This window comes from Campylobacter sp. VBCF_04 NA7, assembly GCF_027737405.1.
Taxonomy (GTDB): domain Bacteria; phylum Campylobacterota; class Campylobacteria; order Campylobacterales; family Campylobacteraceae; genus Campylobacter_B.
Window position 1 is genome coordinate 17,411 of the sequence record NZ_JAOVTT010000008.1, and the last position, 23,503, is coordinate 40,913.

The following is a 23,503-nucleotide window of genomic DNA, read 5'->3' on the forward strand; positions in this document are numbered from 1 at the left end:
AATTTAAGCTGGTTTTGGTCCTACGACCTTAGCCACGATGTATCCGACCAGACCTGAGACGATAGAGCCGATGAAAACAGCGAGTTTGTCTGTGTGGTGATAAATGTCGCTTCCGCCATAAGCTAGACCATCGACAAATAGCGCCATTGTAAATCCAATACCGCAAATTATGCTTACAGCGTATAGTTGCGCCCAGTTTGCATTTTCTGGCAAGTAGGCGATTTTGCCCTTGATAAGTAGCCAGCTAAATGCGAAAATTCCAAATTGTTTGCCGAAAAATAGGCCAAGCGCGATACCCATTGGAACTGGGCCAAATAGATAGCTAGGGCTCATACCAGCTAGGCTTACGCCCGCATTTGCGAAGGCAAAAATCGGCAAAATGAAAAAATTCACAGGATATGCAAGTCCATGCTCCATATCTTTTAGCATTGAGCCAGAGCGAGTTTGTAGCGGAATACAAAATCCAGCCACAACGCCAGCGATTGTCGCGTGGATACCAGAGTTTAGCACCATTACCCACAAAATAAGCGACATAATGACGAAAAGCAGTTTTTTATCTACCTTCATTTTATTCATTATAAACATAATCGCCACGCAAATTCCTGCGCCGATTAGGTAAGAGATATTTATCGTAGATGAGTAGAAAAGCGCAATAATCAAAATCGCGCACAAATCGTCCATAATCGCCAGTGTTAAGACGAAAATTTTAAGACTTGCTGGAATTCGTTTGCCAAGTAGCGCCATTACGCCCACGGCAAAGGCAATATCAGTAGCCGTAGGAATCGCCCAGCCCTTCAAAGCCTCGCTATCGCCCCAGTTAAGTATCGTAAAGATAATCGCAGGCGCCATAACGCCACCAAGAGCAGCAAAGCTAGGAAGCAAAATTTGAGAAAAATGGCGAAGCTGACCTTCGATTTTTTCGCGTTTTAGCTCCAAACCGATAGCGAAGAAAAATATCGCCATTAAAAAGTCGTTTATCCAAAAGTGCATATCCTCATCGAGTTTTAGTTTGCCGATACCCATGACGATGTGCGTGTGGATAAACTCACGGTAATACGGAGATAAAATATCGACATTTTGTGCGATGATAGCAAATACTGCGGATAAAAGGAGGATTACGCCAGCACTACTTTCGCTGGATAGGATTTTTTTGATTATGCGTTGCATGATTCTCCCTTTGAACAAATTTGTCTATTTTAGTATAAATTTCATTAAATTCTCATTGATTTGGCATGATTAACATAGCATAAAGTATGCCTATCATCAGAATCGTTGGAATTTCATTTAGCGCACGGAAATACTTGCCACTTTTTTTACAGGCGTCTTTTTCGAATTTAATCAAATAATAATGAAGCCAAAAATGATAAGCCACCATTAAAACAGCGCAAAGTAATTTTAGGTGGAAATAGCCCATTTTCATAAGTCCCGGATTTAGCAAAATCAGCATAACCGCGCTAAAAATCGTAACCGCCAAAGCTATCCAGCCAATGGCGTGATAGAGCATTTTTTCCATTTTTTTCACAACTTTGACAAAATTTGGATTGTCCAAATTCTCAGCGTGATAAACATATAGGCGTGGCAGATAAAACAGCATCGCCATCCACGAAATAAAGCCCACAAAGTGGATAAATTTAAACCAATAATAACTCATTTTTCTTCCTTTCAATCTCTCATTAAAATATCTTTTCTAGCCTCAAATTCTTCCTTGCTAATCGCCCCTTTTTGGAAAAGCTCGTATAGGACCTCTACCTTTTTAAGACGCTGTGAATAATCCTCAGCCACGCCTTCGCCAGCTTCTTCGTTGATATCCTCAACCCAAATTCCTACGAAAAATAGATCAAAAAGCACCCAAAGAAGCCAAATCGGCAAAATCACAAGCCCTAGCAAAAAATACAGCGTAAAAATCCCAGCCCAATACAGCCCGATTTGCGCAAATCCACTGACAAATTTACCACAATAAATTCGGTGCAAACCGCCACCAATCGGCAATCCCACAGCCCACGAAAAAGCTCCGGCAAACCACAGCGCATACGCGATATAATTGTTTCTTTTCAAATTTTGCCTTTCTTTGAAATTTTCAAATTTTGCCACAAAAATATGACAATCGCTAAATCAATCATCACATCAGCAAAGTTAAAAACCGCAAATTCAAACCATTTGTGCCACGCCACATAATCCACAACTCCGCCGTGGATAAAGCGATCTAGCACATTTGAAATCCCGCCTCCAAGCAAAATGCCAAAAGGAAGCCAGTGAGCGTTAAAAAGCTCTTTTTGGCTAAAAACATACCAAGCCAAAAGCGCGATTAGCCCAAGCTGGATAAATTTCAAACTCTCGCCCAAAAAAGCTAACATCGAAAACGCCACGCCTCTATTAAAGGTCAGTATCAGCGAAAAATACTCGCCCTCCCACGAAAAACCATTTAAAAATATAAATTTTATAAATTGATCAAGTGCCAAAACAAGCGTAAAAATCAGGACAAATTTAATAAATTTTCTAGTCATTTAACGCTTTTTTGAAAAATTTCTCCGCTTCGTTCGCCCATTTTTCCAGAGCTTTTGCGTTTTTGCCCTCAAAAAGCAAACGGATCAAATTTTCCGTGCCAGAGTAGCGAAACAGCGTGCGAATTTTATCTTTTTTGATCTCTTCTTCAAGCTCTTTTAGCCCAGCAATTTTTTCAAGCGGTTTTTTATTTGTAATCTTTAAATTTCGCAAAATTTGCGGATAAGGCTTGATTAAATTTGCTAGCTCGCTCGCTTTTTTATTCATACCGAGCATACACGCTGCAAATTGAAGCGCAGAGGCGATTCCATCGCCTGTTTTAGCATAATCGCCAAAAATCACATGTCCGCTTTGCTCGCCACCGAAATTCGCCTTTTTCTCTTTCATCATTTCTAGCACAAATTTATCGCCCACACTGCATCTATGCACGGAAATTTTGTGTTTTGCCAAAAAATCATCAAGCGCGCCGTTACTCATCACGGTTGCGATGATTTGGTCGTTTTGAAGCTTGCCAAGCTCTTTTAAATACAGCGCCAAAACGCCAAGCAAAATATCTCCGTGTAAAATTTGACCGCTATCATCGACGACGACCAATCTATCAGCGTCCCCGTCAAAGGCAAATCCAACATCAGCGCGCAATCTTTTTACTTCGCTTGCCAAATTTTGCGGAGCCAAGGCGCCACAATTTTCGTTGATATTTTTTCCATTTGGCTCATCGCCTAGAACTATCACTTCTGCGCCAAGCTCGCTAAACACCGTCGGAGCGACCTTGTAGCTTGCGCCATTTGCGCAATCAAGCACAATGCGAAGCCCGTGCAATGTTTTGTTTTTTGGAAATGAATTTTTAAGCTGGACGATGTATCTGCCAATGACATCATCGACGCGCCTTGCCACGCCGATTTCCATCATTTGCTTTCTAGCCTCGGCGATTAGCTCGTCGCTAAAATAGATTTTTTCGATTTCAGCTTCCTCTTTTTCGTCGAGTTTAAAGCCCGTGTGATCGAAAAATTTAATGCCATTATCATAGTATGGGTTGTGTGAAGCGCTTATCATGATTCCGCCATCACAGCGCATATCCTCTGTCAAAAACGCGATTGCTGGGGTCGGCATAGGGCCGATTTGGCGGACATTGTATCCCACGCTAGTAAGTCCAGCCACAATCGCAGTTTCTATCATATAGCCACTTCGCCTAGTGTCTTTACCGACTAAAATCATATTTGTAACGGAATTTTTCCTAAAATAAATTCCAGCTGCCATAGCTAATCTCATAGCAAGTTCAGCTGTCAAAAACTCGCCCGCTCTGCCCCTGACGCCGTCAGTTCCGAAAAGTTTCATAAATTTAATCCTTTATAAATCAAAATTCTCGCAATATTAGCAAAAAAAGTTTAATAATCGAATTTCTTTTAAAAATTGCTTAATTTCAGCAACGCTTAAAATTTTTGTAGTATAATCACGAGTTTAATATTTTCATTTAAAGGGATAAAAATGGCAAATCACAAATCAGCCGAAAAACGCGCTAGACAAACTGTGAAAAAAACAGAGCGCAATAGATTTTACCGCACAAGAGTAAAAAACATGACAAGAGCGGTAAGAGAAGCAGTAGATAGTAAAGACCTAGCAGCAGCCGAGGCAGCGCTAAAAGTAGTTAATCAAAGCTTCCACGCTTTCGTTAGCCGTGGATTTTTGAAAAAAGAAACTGCAAGCAGAAAAGTTAGCCGCTTGGCAAAACTAGTAAATACACTAAAAGTCGCATAATTATCATTAAATGTTAGCCCAAAAATTACAACCCTTTTTAGACCGATACGAGGAGCTTTCACGGCTCCTTAGTGATCCAGGTATCGCAAGCGATATTTCAAATATGACAAAGCTTTCCAAAGAGCAAAGAGGTATCGAGCCGATAAAAAACGCCGCAGATAGGTATATAAAGGTTGTCGCTGATATCGAGGAAAACAAAAATTTATTAGGCGATCCTGAGCTTGGCGAGCTTGCCAAAGAGGAGCTTAAAAATTTAGAACTCGAAAAAGACGAACTCGAAGAGCAAATCAAAATTTTACTTCTTCCAAAAGATCCAAATGATGATAAAAATATCTTCCTTGAAATTCGCGCTGGAACTGGCGGCGACGAGGCTGCGCTTTTTGCGGGAGATTTGCTAGGGGCGTATTTGCGTTATGCTGAACTTCGCGGCTATAAATGCGAAATCGTAAGCCAAAGCGAAGGAAGCGTGGGCGGTTTTAAAGAAGTTATTCTGCTTGTTAAGGGCGACGGGGCGTATTCAAGGCTTAAATTTGAAGGCGGCACGCACAGAGTCCAAAGAGTGCCTGAAACCGAAAGTCAAGGACGCGTGCATACCTCTGCTATCACGGTTGCTGTGATGCCTGAAATCGAAGATAGCGAAATCGAAATCAAAGATAGTGATTTGCGTATCGATGTCATGCGTAGCTCAGGGCATGGCGGACAATCAGTTAATACCACTGATAGCGCCGTTCGTATCACGCATATACCGACAGGTCTAGTCGTAACCAACCAAGACGGCAAAAGCCAACACAAAAACAAAGAAGCCGCGATGAAAGTGCTAAAAGCTAGGCTTTATGACTTGCAAGAGCAAGAACGCCTAGAAAAAGAGCGCGCCGAACGAAAAGATCAAGTCGGCACAGGCGATAGAAGCGGTCGAATTCGCACCTATAACTACCCGCAAAACCGCATTTCAGACCACCGCATAAATTTAACACTTTATCGCTTAGACGCGATAATGGCAGGCGGGCTTTTTGACGAAATCATCGATCCGCTCATCACAAACGCACAGGCCGAAGCGATTGCAAACGCAGGGCTGTAAAGCTAAATTTTATCTATAAATCGAATTTAATCAAAATTTTATCTGTTTTTAATGGGGGGGGGTTATAATCCCCTTCTTAAATTTTAAAAAAAGGAAATTTCATGGGAATTTGGCAAAAAACTTTTGGCGGATTGGACAAGGCGTATTATTTTAGACATTTTATCTTTGGCGCAGTTTTGGCTGTGATTTTGATCTGGGCGCAAAGCTACTCGGCAGAGAGTATGGCAGCAAGGAGTGGCAAGGAATTTGCTGGCATGGATTTTTTTATCTATGTATTTTATGCAATTTGCGCGCTTTTGTATCCGTATGCGAGATTTGTGTATGAAAGTATCGTAAATTTCATCATTGGAAACAACTTTTTTATCGTAAATGCCGTGTTTTTGCTCATTTGGAAACTTGTAGTTATGATAGTGCTTTTTGCGTTTTCTATCATCATCGCACCCGTTGGCTTAGCGTATCTATACTACTATCACACGAAAAACCACACATTTGATGAAAATTCAAACGATTATTTTGAATTTATCGAAAAAGGCGACGAAAAATAAAAAATAGTGAAATTTAAACGAAATTTATTCTAAATTTTGCTATTCTCTTTCGAATTTTAATCAAAAGGATAGCTATGAGCAAAAAAGTATTTATCTGCGTTGATGAAAATGCGCTTTTAAAACCTGTTTGCGATTATGGAATCTACACTGCAAAGCGTCTTGACGCCGAGGCTGTGTTTATCCATGTAATCGAAACTCCCGAGCTTGGTCAAAATTTTTACGGACTTGCAGCTGGCGGGATAGTTTTGGGCGAAAATGATATGGTAATATCGCAGTATGGGGCGTTTGACGGCAAAGACAACGAAGTAGATGAGAGCAAAATCAAAGCATGGCTAGATAAATGCGTAGATGAGGCAAAGGCTCAGGGCGTAAGCGCTAGCGCGATTTTGCGCGACGGCGATTTCATCGAAATCATCGAAGAATACAAAGACGAGGCTAGAATTTTCGTGCTAGGCATAAAGGGCACAAACAGCGAAGATGTGGGCTTTAACGCAACTATGCTGATTAAAGAAATGAAAGTTCCAGCCCTTTTGGTAAATAAAGATTTCAGCCCGATAAACTCAGTGCTTGTGGCGTTTGACGGCACAGAGGCTGCGCAAAAAACTCTAAATTTCACAAAAGAAGCCAAGCTTCTAAAAGACGCGAAAAAATATGTCATAAATGTAAATAACGACGCCGAAGAATCGCAAAAAACGCTTGAAGTCGCAAGAGAAATTTTAAAAGGCGAAAACGCCGAATTTGTAAGCGTCTCAGGCGATGTTCCGGGCGATGAGATTATAAAATATCGTCGCGCAAATAACCTAGACTTAATCGCGACTGGCGCATTTACGAAGAGTTTTTTCAAAAAGCTTTTTGTAGGAAGCGTTTCAGAGGATATCTTGCACAACGCTCTTGTGCCGATTTTAGTTTTAAGTTAAAATTTGGGGCAAATTCGCCCCAAATTTACCAAATTTCTTTAAATTTCAAAATTCTACCAAATTTCAAAATTTCACCAAATTTTGCGCCTAAATTTTAGCCCTTAAAACGGCAAATCACGCCCCGCTCACTCGCAAATAAAACTTTACCTTTTGCCTTTTTCTTAAATTTATCGTAAAGCCTACCTGCACTCATGCTCTCGCCGATGACAGTTTTGGTGCTGTTTGCGACATAGCCGATTTTGCCAAAACCCTCCAATTTCACGACGATTGCCTCGCGGTCGTATTTATTATCTGGCTCTTTTTCGAGATTTACGACCATATTTTCCTTCAAAAATTCCCAACCATAGTAGAAATTTAGCCCCGTGATTGTGAAATAAATCTTTTTCATTTCGCGCTCCTTTTATGAAATTTCCACTATTTTAGCGTGAAATTTTGACATATTATGTCGAAATTTAAATTTGTCCTTCCCACAAATCAAGCGCAGTTTTTAGCCTAGATAGACCATCAATCACATTTTTGCGCGAAGTTGCGATATTTAATCGCAAAAATTTCTCTCCGCCCTTGCCGTATTGCGCGCCATGGCTTAGGAAAAGCCCTGTTTTTTGGCGGATAAAATTGGCTAATTTCGTGCCCTCATCGCAATACCTGCTTACATCAAGCCACATTAAATATGTCGCATTTTGCGCTACGCTACGCACTTTTGGCAGTTCGCGCGCGATAAATTCATTGGCAAATTTGCGGTTTGCGCTCACATACGCTCTCATCTCTTCCAACCACGCTTCGCCCCGCTCAAACGCCGCAATCGCCGCAATTAGCCCAAAAAAGCTAGGCTCTGCGATATCATCGCCATTTAGCGCACGGCTGACTTTTTTATGCAGTTTTGGATTTGGGGTAAAAACAGCCGCTGTTTGCAAACCAGCGATATTAAACGCCTTTGTCGCAGCGATGATATTTGCGCTAAGTCCAGCGCAAACCTCGCTAGCAGCGGCAAATGGAGTGTAATTTACGCCAGGCTCAGTGATATCGCAATGCACCTCATCGCTGATGACGATGACGCCGTATTTTTCGCACAGCTCGCCGATTCTCATTAGCTCGTCCTTGCGCAAGGTCCTGCCGATAGGATTGTGCGGATTGCAGAGCAGTAATAGCGATGTTTGCGGGTCTTTTAGGCAAAATTCCAAATTTCCCCAGTCGATGAAATACTCGCCCTCTTCGTATCTAAGCTCGCAAGAAAGGGTATTTCTGCCCATATTTTTAATGCAGTAAAAAAAGCAGTTATAAACAGGCGTTAGTATTACGACATTTTCTCCGGGCGCGCTAAGCTTGCGAATTAGCGAATTTATCGCTGCTAGCGTGCCACCAGCGTAAGTTAGAGAGCCTTTTTTGATTTCGTAATTATGGCGCCTTTTCCACCACGAAGTATAGGCATTTTCCCACTCATCATCTAGGATCGAATATCCAAAAACACGCTCATCAAGGCGTTTTTTTAGGGCTTCATAAATCTCAGGTGCTACGGCAAAATCCATATCCGCAACCCACATTGCAAGCTCGCCCTCACCTACTTCCCATTTTAGCGATTTTGTGCCAGCGCGGTTTGGCAGATTGTCAAATTCATACGCCATTTTACGCCCTTAATTCAGTGATAATCTCTGTTTTGCTCGCGTCTGTCGTGCCGTCTTGGATCAGCTCGCGGATTTTAGCGGCTTTGATTAGCCCTGAGCGCGGGTTTTTCACGCTGTCGATTTCGCCGATGATTTCGGCATGCACATCGCTAAATTCAAACGCCAAGGTCGTGTTTATGAGCTCGCAGTTTTCTAGGCGCAAATTTTGCATATAGCAAAATCCTTGCAGGCTTTCGATTTTGCAGTTTTTCAGAGTGACATTTTTGGAATTCCAGCCAAAATACTCGCCTGCGATGAAACAATCCTCGATTAGGATATTTTCGCAGTTCCAAAACGCGTCTTTGCTAAGAAGTTTTGAATTTTTTATTTTTACATTTTTGCAGCCGTCAAAGCAATAATCGCCAAAAAGATTTAAATTTTGTATTTCTAAATTTTGGCAATCAAGCCCGAAATATGGGCCTTTTGCGCTGATATTTTTAAGCACGATATCCTCGCAGTGCCACAGGGTTTCTAGCGCGTCAGTGAATTGGACATTTTCAATGTGCGCATTTTTCACTCTGCGAAGCCCCTTTGGCGCGCCATAAACGCAATCGCTTAGCCTTAAATTTTGACTATACCAGATACCTGCGCGCGCGATTTCATCGAAAAGGCAGTTTGAGATTTCGATATTTTTCGCATACCAAAACGGATATTTCCACTCAAATTTTGAGTTTTGCACGATTATGTCGCAGCTCTCTTTCAGCGGTGATTCGCCGTCGCAAAAAACAGAATTTTCTATTTTTAAATTTTTCGCGCCAAAAAGTGCTCTTTCACCACTAAATCGCATTTGTTTTAATGTTTGCATAAATTTTCCTTGTGATAAATTTACCTTTTTATACCAAAATTTTTAAAATTTTAATAGAACAATATTGCAAATTTCTTGCCTAATTATGCAAAATTTGATTTATTTGTGTTTTGGCGTTTTGCGCAAATCAAAATAGATAAAATGTCCTGTGCTTTCGCCATTTTCGAAAATTTCGAGTTTGTAGCGCATGATAGGGCTGTGGCAGGCTGCGACCATGATTTTAGCATGGTATGAGCCGTCGTTAAAGCGGGCAAGCGGGCTTTCGAAATTTCCCATATTCATGCTAATTCCTTTGATTTTTAGGGTTGGATTTTTTAGCTCGCGCAAAATCCCGCTAACCACAACCTCGCTCTCGCTCATCGCTACAATCGGCGCTGGTATGATTGCAAAGCTCGCGCTCTCGCCACCAGCATTGCTAAGACACGAGGCTGTGTTTAAATCGCACGGCAAGGAAATTTTAGTATCCCCAAATAGCTTGTCGCTATCCTCATTTGCGTGAGTTAAACCGCATAAAATCGCCAAAACAAGATAAAATTTTTTCATTTTTTCTCCTTGAAAATTTTTGCGTAATTTTAGGTAAAAAAGGTAAATTTTAATGATTGTTATTAAAATTTTGCTAAAATATCAGCCAAATTTTTAATGATAGGAGAGCTATTATGGATTTAAACGCACTTATGAAAATGGTTTCTGCGCTAAAAAGCGACGAGGGAAATGTCAGCAATTTCCAAGCAAACCCAGTTGCATTTATCGAGAAATTTTTAGGTGTCGATCTGCCTGATGATCAAGTAAATGCCCTAATCGCCGGCGTTAGCAATAACTTTTTGAAAGGCAACACTGCAAATGCTATGGGTAATGGCGGCGGCAGCGATATGATTGGAGCTGTGTTAGGCGGACTTTTAGGCGGCGGAGAGAGAGCAAACGCAAACTCAGTAGATAAATCAGGCGTAGATTTTACCGCGCTTATCGGCAAGCTTGCTGTGGCGAAATTTGACACAAACGGCGACGGCAAAATCGATATGAACGATCTAGGCGGAATCCTAGGCAATATCATCGGTGGCGGAAACAAGGCTGGTTTTGGCGCAGATAATGGTGGGCAAGCTGGGCTTGATATTGGCACATTGATGAAAATGTTCAAAGTCTGAAAATAAAAAAATATGCGAAATTCCCAAATTTCGCATATTAAAATATACTTAAATTATCATTTTTATATCACATATTAATCATTTATTTACCAAACTAGTAGTATAATCCCCCTGTCCGACAAGATAAAAACCTCCTTTTTGTATTTGCCTAGGCTTTCGGGTCTAGGCTTTTTTTATGCCCAAAAATTTGCTATAATCCCGCCAAATCAAATTCCAAGGAAAATCAATGCTAACACACATAGATGAAAACAATATGCCACGCATGGTCGATGTCAGCGCCAAAGATGACACCCAGCGCTCCGCCACAGCCAGCGGGATAATCCACCTAAACGAGGCCGCATTTCGCGCAGTCAAAGAGGGCGATGGCAAAAAGGGCCCCGTGCTTCAAACCGCCGTTGTAGCGGCTATCATGGGGGCAAAAAAGACAAGCGAACTAATCCCAATGTGCCACCCGCTAATGATAAATTCGGTAAAAACACAAATTGAAGAGTTGCCAAACGCTTTTAAACTCTATGTTACGGTAAAAATTACTGGTAAAACAGGCGTGGAAATGGAGGCTCTAACTGGCGTGAGCGTGGGCTTACTAGCCATTTATGATATGGTTAAGGCCGTGGATAAATCAATGCGCATTTCAGATATAATATTAGAGCGCAAAGAGGGTGGCAAAAGTGGCGTGTATGTTAGAGAGTAAGCCTGTAATCGCCTATCCGGCGCAGTGGAAATACAAGGTCATCATCGAGTGCGCCACGCAAAAAAAAGAAAAGATTGACGAGGTTTTAGCTAGCGAGGAATACAGCCTGAAATTTTCGAAATTTTCAAACGGCGGAAAATACGCTAGCTTTGATATTTCGGTCTTGGTAGCCAGCGAGGCTCACAGGCTGGGCGTTTTTGAGAAATTAAAGAAAAATTTTAAATTTGTATTATAGGAGAGAGTATGAAAGAGGAATTAGTAGCGAAATTTGGCGAGAATTTACGCAGCGCAAGCGAGGCGCAAATTACTGAAAGTATCGAAAATTTGGCATTTTTAGCGTGCGAAAGCGAATTTGGAAATTTAAGCAAAGATGAGAAAACCGCTAAATTTGCGACCCTTACTAGCGCACTTTGCGCCGAGTTGCAGGAACTTAAAATTTTAAACAAATCAAACGCCAAATCTGTCATAAACGGCGCGAAAAAGGCACTTTGCGAAGAGGGCGAAAAGGAGCTTTATAGCCTGTTTTACGAATACGACGATTTACGCAAAAAAATCCTAGCCTCACAAAGAGAGCTTTTAAATTTAGTCGAAAACGGCTACGAAAAAATCGAAAATTTGCTCCCAAATTTGGGCGAAAACGAAAAAATCATAGTCTCTGACGCTCTTGGCGAGCTTAGCAAAAACTCGCTTTTGCTTGCCGATGTTTTGAAGGAAGCTAGTGAAATGGCGTTTATCAGCGTGCTTGAAAACGGCGATGATATCGAGGATACGGCGCATCATACGGCGAAAAATATCGCATTTTACGCTATTAGCGAGGGTGAATTTACCCGCTTCCGCCTAAAAGAGATAGCCAAGCTCATCATCGAAAGCGCGATTTTCGTGGCAAACGAGAGCAAAAATACTGCCCCGGCTCTAATCCGAGGAGCCGTGCTTGGCGTATATGATGCGATCACCAAAGTGGCTGAAAAATACCTAGACGATATGAGCGTGAGCCCTGATGAGAGCGTGCAGACCTTGGAGCAAAAAAAGGCGCAAATCGCCCAGACTAGCGACATTTTCACGGCTGTTTTAAGCGATGCAATCTCCCGCGCTGGCGAGCCAGCCAAAAGCGAAATCGAAAAATTAGCGCAGGAGGAATTTGGCGGGTATTTGTCGAAATTTAAGAAAATTTATGGCGAGCTTGGCGAGGTGCTAAGCGATAAAATCAGCGAAATGAAATTTGGCGAAAAGGCCAAGGATCTAAGCGCGCAATGGAAGGAAAAGGGCGAGAGGATTATCGAAAATTTCGAGCTTGATGAGAAATTCGGTAGCTTTAAAAAGGAAATGAGCGAGAAGCTTAGCGAAATCAAAACGGATATGGCGAAAAATATGAGCCAAAAAGCGCGCGAAATCAGCAAAAAAGCCTATGAAAGCGCACTTGATGCACTTGCAAAGATGAAAAACAAAGGCGAGAGCAAATGAGTGGCGAAAATAGCACCTATCCGCTAATGGGAACGAGATTTGTCCTTGACGAGGAAAAAATCCTGCGTGAGGGCAAATACCGCCCAGAAACGCTTTACGCGCAGATTGACAAAATCGCCAAAGAGTGCAATATGCAAAAGCAAGACAAAAACACATATTATGCCATTAGGGGCGAAAATGGTTTTTCTAGTTTAGGCAGTTTTGCTTATGTTTATTTGATAAAGGAAAAATGGTTTATCGATAATGTGAAAGAGTGGTGGTGGCTTGATGAAGAAGAGGGCGATGAAGATATGATGGGAGATGTAATGGAGGTAAAACAATGGAAAAAATCCTAAATTTGGGCTAAATTCACGCTAAATTTAACCCAAATTTCATGCCTTACTCAGCCGGGCTCATCTGCTTTATCACAAGTTCTGGCGAGATTACACTTCTGAAATTATTTTTATTTATGCTAAAAATCAAATCCACTCTCTGATTTTCGCGTGGCAAAAAATCATAGTTAAACCACAGCGCCTCGACGCTGGCGCCATTTTTTTGGATACTCATTTTGATATGTTTGCCCTCTTTGCCGATTTGACGGATATTGCTTACACTCGCACCACATATATTAAATACAGGCTTTGGATTTTTCTGCCCGTAAGGCTCGAAAAATTCCAAAATTTCAAGCAGTTCAAAGTCGATTTGCGAAACTTCTAGCTCGCCTAGCAAATCGTCCGCCGCCCTGAAATCCTCCAAATCATCAGGCGTGATTTTCGCATTTACCCTGCGCCTAAATTCCTCTAAATTCGCAGGCTCAATCCCCACACCAGCTGCACCCTTATGTCCGCCGTAAGTGGTTAAAATTTCAGCCTGCGATGAGATTAAATTTAAAATATCAAATTTCCCCACGCTCCTAGCGCTTCCCTTGGCGCGGTCCTCATGCACGCTAAAAACAATCGCTGGTTTTTTGTAAGTTTTGCTTAGGCGCGAAGCCACGATTCCGATAATCCCCTCGTGCCACTCATCACCCCAAACCACGATAATATTGTCGTCTTCGTTGATACTTTGCGCGATTTGCTCGTAAAGAGCTTTTTCTTCTTCTTTACGAGAATTATTAATATTATCTATCATTTTTAGGTATTGGTTTGCCTCTCTGATATCGCGCGCGCACAGAAATTTATACGACATCGTCGCATCGTCCATGCGCCCCGTGCAGTTAATCAGCGGAGCAATCGTGTAGCTAATGTCGTCGAATTCGAAATGTTTTTTGAAATAATGCTCTTTAATCGCCTTAAAACAAGCCCGATTTGAGTTATTTAGCTTTTTGATACCATAGCGCAAAAGCGCCCTATTCATATCTCTAAGCTCCATCATATCGGCGATTATAGCGATGATTAGGATATCCATTAGGCTAGACATATCGTAATTCACGCCAAGGGTTTCTTTGAGCGCGCCCACTAGATACCACGCGACCTGCGCCCCGCAAATTTCGACATTTGGGAAGGTGCAGTCTGGTTGTTTTGGATTGACGATAGCGTAGGCTTCTGGCAGGACGGGTGGTGGCATGTGGTGATCTGTGATGATTAAATCAATGCCCTTTTTAGCGCAAATTTGCGCTGCTTCTATCGCCGAAGTGCCGTTATCAACGGTAACTATTAGCCCGATACCCTCTAATTCGTCGATTATTTCGTTATTTAGTCCGTATCCGTCAGTGAAGCGATTCGGGATTTTTATGACATAATCTGCGCCGATTTGGTTAAAAAAGTCGCTCATAATCACGGTGCTTACGATACCATCGACATCGTAATCACCCACGACTGCTATGCGTTCATTTTCATCAATGGCAGTTTTTATACGCAATGCAGCCTTATAGATATCTTTGAGCTGGCTTGGTAAGGGAATTTCACTAAGTTTTGTGTGTTTATCATTTGCAAACCTCGATTGTAAAATTTCCCTTACTTCGTTTTTACCTAACATTTTTAATAGAAGCTTCGATAAAGCCCAAAATCGCAGGATTTGGGCGCACTAAGCGACTAGTAAATTCTGGGTGAAACTGCACACCTAGAAAAAACGGATGATTTTTTAACTCCACCGCCTCGATTAGGCCGTTTGATTCGCCACATACAATCAAACCCTCTTTTTCAAATTCGGCTCTATATTCAGGGTTTGCCTCGTATCTGTGTCTGTGGCGCTCTCTAATGGTCTTTGCGCCATCGTAAATTTTGGCTAGCAGTGAGCCTTTTTTGGTATCGCAGTCGTATCCGCCAAGGCGCATAGTCCCACCTAGCGGACTTTTGTGCGTGCGGATTTGTTTTTTACCACTTGCGTCGATAAAGCTATCAATGAGATAAATAAGCGGACTTTTGGTGTTTTCGTCAAATTCGATTGAATTTGCGTCTTTTATGCCTAGCACATTTCGCGCAAATTCGATTATACATAATTGCATACCAAGGCAAATGCCTAAAAACGGCACTTTGTGCGTCCTAGCGTAATTTATGGCTAAAATTTTGCCCTCTACGCCACGCACGCCAAATCCCCCGGCTACTAGCACGCCATTTACATCGCTTAGCATTTCATCTAAATTTGACTCTTCTATTTTTTCGCTATCAATCCATTTGAGATTTACCCTAGTATCCAGAGTAGCCCCTGCATGGATAATGCCCTCGGTTAGGGATTTGTAGCTCTCTTTAAGGTCGATATATTTGCCTACAAATGCGATTGTGGTCTCATTAGTCGGAGCGATTACACGCTTGACTAGACTGTCCCATTTGCTCATATCTGGCTTTAAAACGCCTAAATTTAGGAAGCTCGCAATCGGCTCTAAAATTCCTTGGTTCATAAATGCGAGTGGAATTTGATATATGCTTTGGCTATCTGGGCTTTCGATGACGCAGTTTTTATCCACGCCACAACTTAGCGCGATTTTATCCTTTAAATTTCGATTTAAAGGCATTTCCGAACGACAAATTATCATATCAGGACTGATACCGATACGGCGCAACTCGCCCACGCTGTGCTGGGTTGGTTTGGTTTTTAGCTCGCCAGCGACCTTGATATATGGAACTAGCGTTAGGTGGATATTCATGGTGTTTGCGCGCCCAAGCTCCACTCTCATAGCCCTTATCGCCTCCAAAAACGGCAAACCCTCGATATCGCCCACGGTTCCGCCGATTTCGACGATTAAAATGTCATTGTCTTCGCCCGCTTTTTTGATACGGCGCACGATTTCGCCCACGATATGCGGGATTACTTGAATAGTCTTGCCTAGATAATCCCCCCTGCGCTCGCGCTCGATTACCGCGCTATAAACTCTACCTGTGGTGAAGTTGTTATCTTGGCTTAAATTTTCGTCCAAAAATCTCTCATAATGTCCCAAATCAAGGTCAGTTTCAGCCCCGTCATCGGTGACAAAAACCTCTCCGTGTTCTAGCGGGCTCATAGTGCCTGGATCGACATTGATGTATGGATCTGCTTTTAGCATGCGAACTTTAAGCCCCGAGTGCTTCAAAAGTGTCGCAATCGATGCCGCCGCAATACCCTTGCCAAGGGAGCTTAACACGCCACCCGTCACAAAAATATACTTCGTTTGTTTTGACATAGAAATATCCTAAATTTTGATTTTGATTAATGGCGAAATTATATCTTTGTTTTGGTTAAAGATAGATAATTTAAAATTTTATTATTTTTGGTTACAATGTCTTTTTGAATTTAATCCAAATTTTAAGGAGAAGCTGTGAAAAAATTTCTTGTTCCCATAGTGGCTGTAATCGTGCTAATTTTGGGTTTTGCCTTTTTGCCAAGCAAAGATAAGGGCGAGAGCCAAAACGAGCCAAAAGTAGAGCAAAGCGCGCCCGCAAACCCTATCGCTAAGGCTATTGATAGCGTGGTTGGCAACAAAGCTGGCGAGCTAGCCGAAAAATACATTAACCAAATGCTAGAAAATAGCCAGTTTTTCGAGGTCAAAGAGCGTAAATTTGACCGAGGCGATAGCTCGTCTGCTGGATATTTTACCGGCGTGATTAAAAAACAAACCCTAAAAGATCAGCTAGCCGCAGTCGTAGCTAGCGTGCATGGCGAGACAGAAGCTAAGGATTTGCAAAAGTTAAATTCCGAAATGGATGAAATTTTCCCGCAGGATTTGGAGTTTAGGTATGATTATACTATCGCGCACAGTGTCGCAAATATCGCTGATGGCGCGCAGATCGAGGGCAAAATCAAAACCATTACTCCACACTATGCTGAAATTTTAAAACAATTTTTCAAAACCGAGGAAATCGTTACAAACCGCGTCACAATCGCAACTGATATTAAATTTATTATCCAAGTAGCAGACGCCGAATACTCAAACGAGGGGGTGATGATAAATTTAAGCGGGCTAAATTTTGGCGGAGTTAGCGATTTAAATGGCGAAATTTTAAAAACCCTAAATTTGAGTTTGGATAAATTTTTCGTTTATGGCGTAGAGGGTGTGGATATCGAAATGCAGGGCCTTAACTACGATATGAAATACAAAAACGGCATCAAAAAGGGCGCAGAGCTAGTGGATTATTTCCTAGCTGATATGAGCTATACTTCCAGCCTCAAAAACGCCCTAATCACCGTGGAGGGCGATAGATTTATCGTCGCAAATGACGCTTCTAGTGAGGGCGAGACTAGGATTAGTGGCGGAAAATACTTTATGGACGATAAATCGCGCATAGCAAACCTCAAAGTCGCAGATGTGCTAGTGCGAAATGTCGCAATCGATAGCGACATCGCTATGAGCGAGAAACTTTACCGTGAGCTTGCATTTGCGAACCAAAACAAAGCAGAGGAACTAGCGAAAAATCCGCAAATTTTAAGAGATTTGCTCAAAGATGATATTTCGCTAAATTTGAAAAATTTATCCTTCGAAAACAGCATCGGCAAAAAATTTAGCCTTAGCGCAAAGGGCGTCGTGGGCGATTTCGTCGATGAGGAGACGCTGTTTGCGAAAATGAGCGCCAGCGGCAGCGCTAAAATCGACACAAGCCTTGGCGAGTTTGTCTCTGATTACGATAGCCTGCGCCCGTTCGCACCGCTAATCGAGCTGTATTCGGCGCAGTTTTTACGCCCTGAGGGAAATGGCGTAAGGCTTGATTTTAGCTACGATAAGGCTTCAAATTTATTGCAACTAAACGGCGAAAATATCCCGCTTCAATAACTCTTAGGTCAAATTTATGCGCGCAGAGCGTTTAAATTTGACCATTTTAAATTTTAAATTTGTGAAAATTTGTAATTTAAATCAAATTTAAAGGATAAAATTTATTAATATTATTTTATAAAAATTTTAAAATTTCGCCAAATTTTAAAATTTTGTTACCATAAGTAACGCACAAAAAAATTTTCAAATTTTATTTAACGCAATTTTAATAAATTTCCAACCTAATTTTGTATTATTCATAAAATCTTACAAAAAAGGAGTAACATGCCTGATCAAATCAAGGTGCGTGGGCACAACTTCCCAGACCTAGAACCGCAAAACTCGGAAGAAGTTGCAGAAGTAGCGCAACTAACCGATGTTGATTCGTTTCCGAAGCGTGGCATTATCATTGCGATAGTAGCGGCGTTGATCGCATTTGCGCTTTACAATGTCTTGCCGTTTGAGCCAAATGTCAAAAAGGGCTTGGCGCTTTTGGCATTTATCGCGATTATGTGGCTTACAGAGGCTGTGCATATCACGATTACAGCGCTTATGGTGCCAGTTTTGGCTGTGGCGATTGGGATTGGTAAATTTGGCAAAGACGGTGAATTTACGGCTTTGACGCTAAAAAATGCCTTGGCAAATTTCGCAAACCCTACGATTTTTACATTTTTTGGTGGATTTGCCCTAGCTACGGCACTTCACATGCAAAAACTCGACAAAAAAATCGCAACATGGCTTATCCAAAAAGCCGGCGGACGCCTTGGCGTGGCTGCGATTTTGATATGTATCACAACCGCGCTTTTATCAATGTGGGTATCAAATACCGCAACTGCTGCGATGATGTTACCGCTTGCGCTTGGAATTTGCGCAAATTTGGACGCAAAGAAAAAAGAAGATCGTGGCACAATCGTCTTTTTACTCTTAGGAATTGCCTATTCAGCTAGTATCGGAGGACTTGGCACGATTGTTGGCTCACCGCCAAACATCATCGCAGCTGAGGCTTTGGGCTGGAATTTCGCTGATTGGATGAAGGTTGGACTTCCGGTAATGCTTTTAATGCTTCCATTAATGTTAGTGGTGCTATATTTGGTCTTCCGCCCAAATTTAAATCACAAAGTCGAGATCGAACTCGAAGAAATTCCATGGAACAACAAGCGCATACTTACCGTCATAGTTTTCGTAATTACTGCGTTTGCGTGGATTTTCTCAAAAGACATTAGCAAGGTAATCGGCTTTAAAATCGACGACTCCTATGTCGCTGTGTGCGCTGCAATCGCTGTGGTAATGCTAGGCCTTGCTAAATGGCACGATGTGGCTGAAAACACAGAGTGGGGTGTTTTAATGCTATTTGGTGGGGGACTAACGCTAAGTGCGGTGCTAGGCATGTCAGGGGCTTCTAGCGTGCTAGGAAACCTAGTAGCTGATACCTTCAAAGACGCGCCTGTGTATTTGGTATTGCTTGTAACTGCTGTATTTATCATCTGCCTTACAGAATTTACTAGTAACACAGCCTCGGCTGCGCTTTTGGTGCCTGTATTTGCGGGCGTAGCAGCTCACATGGGCTTGCCAAAAGAAACACTTACAATCGTAATTGGTATCGGCGCAAGTTGTGCGTTTGTAATGCCAGTAGCAACTCCGCCAAATGCCCTAGTTTTTGGCACTGGCATGATTAAACAAATGGATATGATTAAAGCAGGTGCTTACCTAGCCTTTGCTGGTGCAGTGATAGTATCGCTTTATGTTTATCTATTTTTTGCATAAAATTTAGTTGCGAGATTTTCTCGCAACTACTAAATTCTGCCAAATTTCACCTGCTAAAATTTATTAAAATTTTGATAAAATCACCAAATTTCATTTCAAAGGATTTTTATGAGAAGCGATATCGTTAAAAAGGGCTACACACGCACACCGCACCGCTCACTTTTTCGCGCGACAGGATTAAAGGACGAGGACTTTGATAAGCCGTTTATCGGCGTGGCAAATAGCTTTATCGAGTGTATTCCGGGGCATTTTTATCTTAACGAATATGCCAAAATCGTAAAAGACGAAATTCGTAAAAATGGCTGTGTGCCGTTTGAATTTAATACAATCGGCGTTGATGATGGTATCGCAATGGGGCATAGCGGAATGCTTTATTCCTTGCCAAGTCGCGAGATTATCGCAAATTCGATAGAAACCGTGATGAACGCTCACAAACTAGACGCCCTGCTTTGCATACCAAACTGCGATAAAATCGTGCCCGGCATGATAATGGGAGCTTTGAGAGTAAATGTGCCTACGATTTTTGCTAGTGGCGGTCCAATGGCCGCTGGCAAGGGGCTAGGTGGCGAACAAATCGACTTAAATACCGCATTTGAGGCTGTTGGCGCGTATGAGACCGGCAAGATTAACGAAGAAGAACTCAAAGCTATCGAGTGCGCAGCATGTCCTGGTGGAGGAAGTTGCTCTGGTATGTTTACTGCAAACTCCATGAATACCCTATGCGAAGCTCTTGGAATCGCGCTTAAAGGCAACGGAACTATCCTAGCCCTTACGCCTGAGCGCGAGGAATTACTGCGCGCAGCTGCTAGGAGAATTTGCGAAATTGCGCTTGATGAGAGATTTAAAATCCGAAATTTAATCAACGAAAAATCGATCCGCAACGCCATGGTTATGGATATGGCAATGGGCGGTAGCTCAAATACGATTTTGCACATGCTCGCAATCTCGCGCGAAACGGGCGCACCGCTTGATATCGCGGAATTAAACGAAATTTCGCGCAGTGTGCCTCACATAGCCAAAGTCAGCCCAAGCCTACCAGGAGTTCATATGCAAGATGTGCAAAAAGCAGGCGGATTAGGTGCTATAATGAAGGAAATAAGCAAATTTGATAGCTCTTTGCTTGATTTAAATTTACTCACAATCAGTGGCGAAAGCCTAGGCGAGCGTATCCAAAACGACGATATCAAGGACGAAAACATAATCCACACCGTAGCAAACGCGTATTCTAAGCGTGGCGGACTAGCGATTTTGTTCGGAAATTTGGCCGAGCAAGGCTGTGTCATAAAAGCCGCTGGAATCATCGGTGAGCGCAAATTTAGTGGCAAGGCGATTTGTTTTAACAGCCAAGACGAGGCAATCGAGGGGATTTCGGGCGGAAAAGTGCAAAAAGGAAATGTAGTCGTCATACGCTACGAGGGCCCAAGAGGCGGTCCTGGCATGCAAGAAATGCTAAGCCCAACTAGCCTAATCGTGGGCCGTGGGCTAGGTGCTGATGTCGCGCTCATCACAGACGGGCGTTTTAGCGGTGCCACAAGGGGGCTAAGTATCGGCCATGTAAGCCCAGAAGCAGCCGAGGGCGGTATGATAGGGCTACTCAAAGACGGCGATATAATCGATATCGATGTGGATAATTTCAGCATAAATGTCCGCCTAAGCGACGCCCAAATTGCCGCTCGCCGTGCCGCGTGGAAATACGAAGGCAAAAAGGTCGAGGGCAGATGGCTTCGCCAATACCAAAAACTAGTAACCAACGCCAGCAGTGGCGCGATACTAGAAGCGTAGATTTAAATTTAAAACCCTTTTTTAAATTTTAAAAAAGGGTTTTAAAAAATGATTAAATTTGGACTTTATAAATTTTGCAAAATTTTAAAATTTAAAGGGCAAATTGCCCTTTAAATTTACGCATTTAAAAATTCTTTGATATTTCCTGCGATTTTGGAGATTAGCAGTTTGCGCGCTTCCACGCTCGCCCACGCAATGTGCGGAGTAAGGATTAAATTTGCCTTGTTTTTCACGCCAAGAAGCGGATTATCAGCGTTAACCGGCTCTTTTTCGACCACATCAAGACCCACGCGAAGTCCAATTTCATCGATAGCCCATGCCAATGCGCTCTCTTCGGCGATTCCACCACGACCAAAATTCATAAACACAGCGCCCTTTTTCATTTTAGCGATTTCATCTTTGCCGATTAGCCCTTTTGTTTTTTCGTTTAATGGCGCATGAACCGAGATGATATCGCACTCTTTAAGCATAGTTTCCAAATCCACCCTTTTAAACTCAGCGTCATCGTGCGCCCCGCTCGTAGAGTAGTAGCAGACATTTGCGCCAAAGGCTTTTGCTATGCGCCCTACTTCGCGACCGATTTCGCCAAGGCCGATTATGCCAAAATTCTTGCCAGAAATTTGATCAATTGACGCGTTTAAATGTGTGAAAATTTCACTCTCACACCATTTTTTCTCGCCGTATTCGGCATAATATCTCACATCGTTTAAAAGTGCTAGAAGCGTAGCAAAGGCTTGTTGAGATACGCTTTTGGTCGAATACCCAGCGACATTTTTCACAGGCACACCATGCGCCGCTGCCGCTTCGGAGTCGATATTGTTCGTGCCGGTTGCGCTTACGCAAATTAGCTTTAAATTTGTCTTTTCGAGCACCTCTTTTGTGATTAAAACCTTGTTTGTAATGACAATATCAGCGCCCGCTAAACGCTCGATTGTCTGCTCTGGCTTGGTTTTCGGGTATGTTACAAGCTCGCCCAAGGCCTCAAATTCTCTGAAATTCGCGTCGCTTCCTAATGTATCAGCGTCAAGTAAAACAATTTTTGGTTTCATTACTCCACCCCTTCGATGTAGTGACCGACAAATTTAGAATAGTTGTCGATGATATCTGCGCCCTTCCTAAATCCAAGCGCACAGCCTTCAAAGGCGTAAAACACCCCAGCTTGGTATTTTGCGCCGTTTTTATCAGTGTTTAGATTTGCAAATTCTTGGTATAAGAAATTTTGGTTTGCGTATTCGCCACCATTTTCTTTGATTTTTTTGCCATTTTCGTCGAAAATACTCACATTTGCCCCCTCGCGCCCAAAAAACGGCTTTTTGACCATTTTTTTGCCGATTAGTGGCTCGCACGCGCTTTCTAGCAAAAGCGGGTGATTTGGGTATAAATCCCATAAAATTTTCATTATTCCCTTGCTTTGGAAAAGTAGCGTGTATGCGGGATTTAGGATAATTGCCTTTTGGTTTTTCATTATGTTTTTTAGTATCAAGGCCAGCTCGCCTTCCTCGATAGCAATCGCCTCCCACGGGATTAGTTTGCACCAATACTCGTAATTTTCGCCACCAAAAAATACCCCCTTCTCGTCGTCAAACTCGACCTCGTGCGCGTATGCAAAGGCTGTCTTAAAGCCCGCTTCATCGGCAGCTGTTTGCAAAAGCCTGATTGTTTTCTCGTCCTCATCGCTTCCAGCGACCGAGCTAAATAAAATTTTCCACCCCTCATAAAATTTATCAAATTCCTCCAACTCTCCGCCCAAAACTACAAGGCGTTTGAAATTATCACTAATCGCGGCGAAAAGCTCGTTAAACTGCGCCATTTCATCAAGTCCGTTTTCTTTAAGTAGCGCCCACTGGATAATCGCTGTTTCAAACACAGCCGTTGGCGTATCGGCGTTAAATTCGAGTAGTTTTATCGGCTCGCCGTCTAATCCGCCAGCGAAATCAAACCTGCCATAAAGGTGCCAATGCACATCGTTTTCCCAGCTCATTTTGATAATTTCTACTAGATTAAACGGAATTCCAAGCTCGTGAAAAAGGTCATTATCTATCACATACTGCGCCGCAGCGATAAACATATCATACAGCTCGTTTGCCGCCTCGTAGTAAGCGTTTGCCTCCTCTGCGCTCACGCTTACGACCTCATCTGCTATGTAAGCCGACAAATCCGCGTCAGTGTGCCACGAAAAGCCAAGTTTTTCTAAAAATTCATTGCTTAGTGGGGTTAATTTTTTGAGTTTCATCTATTTCCTTGAATTTTTAAATTTAGC

Annotated in this window: 25 protein-coding genes; 12 read left to right on the forward strand and 13 right to left on the reverse strand. The window is 42.4% G+C overall.

Going from position 1 to position 23,503, the window contains the following annotated elements; genetic code table 11:
* Positions 1-3 precede the first annotated feature (3 nt).
* The 5 genes from nhaA to glmM are packed head-to-tail and all read right to left on the reverse strand — an operon-like array spanning position 4 to position 3,837.
* Positions 4-1,167 (reverse strand): Na+/H+ antiporter NhaA, encoded by a 1,164-nt coding sequence (nhaA, locus tag OFO00_RS06900; RefSeq protein ID WP_270865428.1) that lies wholly within the window; start codon positions 1,165-1,167, stop codon positions 4-6.
* A gap of 52 nt (positions 1,168-1,219) precedes the next feature.
* On the reverse strand, positions 1,220-1,651 hold the full coding sequence (locus OFO00_RS06905) for a CopD family protein (protein ID WP_270858717.1): 432 nt from the start codon (positions 1,649-1,651) through the stop codon (positions 1,220-1,222).
* Between the two features lie 11 nt (positions 1,652-1,662).
* Complete coding sequence (locus OFO00_RS06910) at positions 1,663-2,055, reverse strand: SHOCT domain-containing protein (protein ID WP_270865429.1); 393 nt, start codon at positions 2,053-2,055, stop codon at positions 1,663-1,665.
* On the reverse strand, positions 2,052-2,504 hold the full coding sequence (gene lspA / locus OFO00_RS06915; RefSeq protein ID WP_270865430.1) for a signal peptidase II: 453 nt from the start codon (positions 2,502-2,504) through the stop codon (positions 2,052-2,054). Before lspA ends, OFO00_RS06910 begins: the two co-directional genes overlap by 4 nt.
* Entirely contained in the window at positions 2,497-3,837 is a 1,341-nt protein-coding gene (gene glmM, locus OFO00_RS06920; RefSeq protein WP_270858714.1) for a phosphoglucosamine mutase, read from the reverse strand. Before glmM ends, lspA begins: the two co-directional genes overlap by 8 nt.
* Before the next feature lie 150 nt (positions 3,838-3,987).
* On the opposite strand from glmM, the gene rpsT reads away from it, so the two are divergent.
* From rpsT to OFO00_RS06940, 4 genes are all read left to right on the forward strand, one after another.
* Positions 3,988-4,257 (forward strand): 30S ribosomal protein S20, encoded by a 270-nt coding sequence (gene rpsT / locus OFO00_RS06925; protein WP_270858713.1) that lies wholly within the window; start codon positions 3,988-3,990, stop codon positions 4,255-4,257.
* Between the two features lie 10 nt (positions 4,258-4,267).
* Positions 4,268-5,335: a peptide chain release factor 1 gene (gene prfA / locus OFO00_RS06930; RefSeq protein ID WP_270858712.1), complete on the forward strand. Its 1,068-nt coding sequence runs from the start codon at positions 4,268-4,270 to the stop codon at positions 5,333-5,335.
* 101 nt (positions 5,336-5,436) lie between these two features.
* Positions 5,437-5,880 (forward strand): hypothetical protein, encoded by a 444-nt coding sequence (locus tag OFO00_RS06935; RefSeq protein ID WP_270865431.1) that lies wholly within the window; start codon positions 5,437-5,439, stop codon positions 5,878-5,880.
* Between the two features lie 74 nt (positions 5,881-5,954).
* The gene (locus OFO00_RS06940; protein WP_270865432.1) at positions 5,955-6,797 is read left to right on the forward strand and encodes a universal stress protein; all 843 of its coding nucleotides are present in this window, start codon (positions 5,955-5,957) and stop codon (positions 6,795-6,797) included.
* 94 nt (positions 6,798-6,891) lie between these two features.
* Here OFO00_RS06940 and OFO00_RS06945 read toward each other — a convergent pair whose 3' ends face one another.
* The 4 genes from OFO00_RS06945 to OFO00_RS06960 all read right to left on the reverse strand — a co-directional run bounded on the left by OFO00_RS06945 (position 6,892) and on the right by OFO00_RS06960 (position 9,806).
* Positions 6,892-7,185: an HIRAN domain-containing protein gene (locus OFO00_RS06945; protein ID WP_270858709.1), complete on the reverse strand. Its 294-nt coding sequence runs from the start codon at positions 7,183-7,185 to the stop codon at positions 6,892-6,894.
* 64 nt (positions 7,186-7,249) lie between these two features.
* A complete protein-coding gene (locus OFO00_RS06950; RefSeq protein WP_270865433.1) occupies positions 7,250-8,419 on the reverse strand; it encodes a MalY/PatB family protein in 1,170 nt (389 codons plus the stop codon).
* Position 8,420: 1 nt separating this feature from the next.
* Positions 8,421-9,263, reverse strand: coding sequence for a DUF3737 family protein (locus OFO00_RS06955; RefSeq protein ID WP_270865434.1), 843 nt, complete (start codon positions 9,261-9,263; stop codon positions 8,421-8,423).
* Positions 9,264-9,362: 99 nt separating this feature from the next.
* Complete coding sequence (locus OFO00_RS06960) at positions 9,363-9,806, reverse strand: hypothetical protein (protein ID WP_270865435.1); 444 nt, start codon at positions 9,804-9,806, stop codon at positions 9,363-9,365.
* Between the two features lie 113 nt (positions 9,807-9,919).
* On the opposite strand from OFO00_RS06960, the gene OFO00_RS06965 reads away from it, so the two are divergent.
* The 5 genes from OFO00_RS06965 to OFO00_RS06985 all read left to right on the forward strand — a co-directional run bounded on the left by OFO00_RS06965 (position 9,920) and on the right by OFO00_RS06985 (position 12,892).
* Complete coding sequence (locus tag OFO00_RS06965; RefSeq protein ID WP_270865436.1) at positions 9,920-10,405, forward strand: hypothetical protein; 486 nt, start codon at positions 9,920-9,922, stop codon at positions 10,403-10,405.
* 226 nt (positions 10,406-10,631) lie between these two features.
* Positions 10,632-11,096, forward strand: a complete 465-nt coding sequence (gene moaC, locus OFO00_RS06970; RefSeq protein WP_270862857.1) for a cyclic pyranopterin monophosphate synthase MoaC — start codon at positions 10,632-10,634, stop codon at positions 11,094-11,096.
* Positions 11,083-11,331: an HP0495 family protein gene (locus OFO00_RS06975; RefSeq protein ID WP_270858703.1), complete on the forward strand. Its 249-nt coding sequence runs from the start codon at positions 11,083-11,085 to the stop codon at positions 11,329-11,331. The genes moaC and OFO00_RS06975 overlap by 14 nt, the downstream gene beginning before the upstream one ends.
* 8 nt (positions 11,332-11,339) lie before the next feature.
* The gene (locus OFO00_RS06980; RefSeq protein ID WP_270865437.1) at positions 11,340-12,557 is read left to right on the forward strand and encodes a hypothetical protein; all 1,218 of its coding nucleotides are present in this window, start codon (positions 11,340-11,342) and stop codon (positions 12,555-12,557) included.
* Complete coding sequence (locus tag OFO00_RS06985) at positions 12,554-12,892, forward strand: hypothetical protein (protein ID WP_270865438.1); 339 nt, start codon at positions 12,554-12,556, stop codon at positions 12,890-12,892. The genes OFO00_RS06980 and OFO00_RS06985 overlap by 4 nt, the downstream gene beginning before the upstream one ends.
* 43 nt (positions 12,893-12,935) lie before the next feature.
* Here the strand turns inward: OFO00_RS06985 and recJ are convergent, their stop codons facing one another.
* Together recJ and OFO00_RS06995 are read right to left on the reverse strand one after the other, a co-directional pair.
* Positions 12,936-14,513: a single-stranded-DNA-specific exonuclease RecJ gene (recJ, locus tag OFO00_RS06990; protein ID WP_270865439.1), complete on the reverse strand. Its 1,578-nt coding sequence runs from the start codon at positions 14,511-14,513 to the stop codon at positions 12,936-12,938.
* Positions 14,503-16,134, reverse strand: coding sequence for a CTP synthase (locus OFO00_RS06995; protein WP_270865440.1), 1,632 nt, complete (start codon positions 16,132-16,134; stop codon positions 14,503-14,505). The genes recJ and OFO00_RS06995 overlap by 11 nt, the downstream gene beginning before the upstream one ends.
* Before the next feature lie 135 nt (positions 16,135-16,269).
* On the opposite strand from OFO00_RS06995, the gene OFO00_RS07000 reads away from it, so the two are divergent.
* From OFO00_RS07000 to ilvD, 3 genes are all read left to right on the forward strand, one after another.
* The gene (locus OFO00_RS07000; RefSeq protein WP_270865441.1) at positions 16,270-17,718 is read left to right on the forward strand and encodes a hypothetical protein; all 1,449 of its coding nucleotides are present in this window, start codon (positions 16,270-16,272) and stop codon (positions 17,716-17,718) included.
* Positions 17,719-17,982: 264 nt separating this feature from the next.
* Entirely contained in the window at positions 17,983-19,461 is a 1,479-nt protein-coding gene (locus tag OFO00_RS07005) for an SLC13 family permease (RefSeq protein WP_270865442.1), read from the forward strand.
* A gap of 108 nt (positions 19,462-19,569) precedes the next feature.
* The gene (gene ilvD / locus OFO00_RS07010) at positions 19,570-21,243 is read left to right on the forward strand and encodes a dihydroxy-acid dehydratase (RefSeq protein WP_270865443.1); all 1,674 of its coding nucleotides are present in this window, start codon (positions 19,570-19,572) and stop codon (positions 21,241-21,243) included.
* Positions 21,244-21,359: 116 nt separating this feature from the next.
* On the opposite strand, the gene OFO00_RS07015 is transcribed toward ilvD, so the two are convergent.
* Positions 21,360-22,292 (reverse strand): D-2-hydroxyacid dehydrogenase, encoded by a 933-nt coding sequence (locus tag OFO00_RS07015; protein ID WP_270865444.1) that lies wholly within the window; start codon positions 22,290-22,292, stop codon positions 21,360-21,362.
* Positions 22,292-23,476 (reverse strand): glutathionylspermidine synthase family protein, encoded by a 1,185-nt coding sequence (locus tag OFO00_RS07020; RefSeq protein ID WP_270865445.1) that lies wholly within the window; start codon positions 23,474-23,476, stop codon positions 22,292-22,294. The genes OFO00_RS07015 and OFO00_RS07020 overlap by 1 nt, the downstream gene beginning before the upstream one ends.
* Positions 23,477-23,503: the final 27 nt, after the last annotated feature.

Coding starts and splice junctions, on each gene's coding strand:
- OFO00_RS06945 (WP_270858709.1), bottom strand. CDS start 7,185: ATGAAAAAGATTTATTTCACAATCACGGGGCTAAATTTCTACTATGGT.
- OFO00_RS06935 (WP_270865431.1), top strand. CDS start 5,437: ATGGGAATTTGGCAAAAAACTTTTGGCGGATTGGACAAGGCGTATTAT.
- recJ (WP_270865439.1), bottom strand. CDS start 14,513: ATGTTAGGTAAAAACGAAGTAAGGGAAATTTTACAATCGAGGTTTGCA.
- glmM (WP_270858714.1), bottom strand. CDS start 3,837: ATGAAACTTTTCGGAACTGACGGCGTCAGGGGCAGAGCGGGCGAGTTT.
- OFO00_RS06980 (WP_270865437.1), top strand. CDS start 11,340: ATGAAAGAGGAATTAGTAGCGAAATTTGGCGAGAATTTACGCAGCGCA.
- OFO00_RS06985 (WP_270865438.1), top strand. CDS start 12,554: ATGAGTGGCGAAAATAGCACCTATCCGCTAATGGGAACGAGATTTGTC.
- OFO00_RS07005 (WP_270865442.1), top strand. CDS start 17,983: ATGCCTGATCAAATCAAGGTGCGTGGGCACAACTTCCCAGACCTAGAA.
- OFO00_RS06950 (WP_270865433.1), bottom strand. CDS start 8,419: ATGGCGTATGAATTTGACAATCTGCCAAACCGCGCTGGCACAAAATCG.
- OFO00_RS06995 (WP_270865440.1), bottom strand. CDS start 16,134: ATGTCAAAACAAACGAAGTATATTTTTGTGACGGGTGGCGTGTTAAGC.
- OFO00_RS06975 (WP_270858703.1), top strand. CDS start 11,083: ATGTTAGAGAGTAAGCCTGTAATCGCCTATCCGGCGCAGTGGAAATAC.
- OFO00_RS06905 (WP_270858717.1), bottom strand. CDS start 1,651: ATGAGTTATTATTGGTTTAAATTTATCCACTTTGTGGGCTTTATTTCG.
- OFO00_RS06960 (WP_270865435.1), bottom strand. CDS start 9,806: ATGAAAAAATTTTATCTTGTTTTGGCGATTTTATGCGGTTTAACTCAC.
- OFO00_RS07015 (WP_270865444.1), bottom strand. CDS start 22,292: ATGAAACCAAAAATTGTTTTACTTGACGCTGATACATTAGGAAGCGAC.
- OFO00_RS07020 (WP_270865445.1), bottom strand. CDS start 23,476: ATGAAACTCAAAAAATTAACCCCACTAAGCAATGAATTTTTAGAAAAA.
- lspA (WP_270865430.1), bottom strand. CDS start 2,504: ATGACTAGAAAATTTATTAAATTTGTCCTGATTTTTACGCTTGTTTTG.
- OFO00_RS06955 (WP_270865434.1), bottom strand. CDS start 9,263: ATGCAAACATTAAAACAAATGCGATTTAGTGGTGAAAGAGCACTTTTT.
- moaC (WP_270862857.1), top strand. CDS start 10,632: ATGCTAACACACATAGATGAAAACAATATGCCACGCATGGTCGATGTC.
- prfA (WP_270858712.1), top strand. CDS start 4,268: ATGTTAGCCCAAAAATTACAACCCTTTTTAGACCGATACGAGGAGCTT.
- rpsT (WP_270858713.1), top strand. CDS start 3,988: ATGGCAAATCACAAATCAGCCGAAAAACGCGCTAGACAAACTGTGAAA.
- OFO00_RS06940 (WP_270865432.1), top strand. CDS start 5,955: ATGAGCAAAAAAGTATTTATCTGCGTTGATGAAAATGCGCTTTTAAAA.
- OFO00_RS06965 (WP_270865436.1), top strand. CDS start 9,920: ATGGATTTAAACGCACTTATGAAAATGGTTTCTGCGCTAAAAAGCGAC.
- ilvD (WP_270865443.1), top strand. CDS start 19,570: ATGAGAAGCGATATCGTTAAAAAGGGCTACACACGCACACCGCACCGC.
- nhaA (WP_270865428.1), bottom strand. CDS start 1,167: ATGCAACGCATAATCAAAAAAATCCTATCCAGCGAAAGTAGTGCTGGC.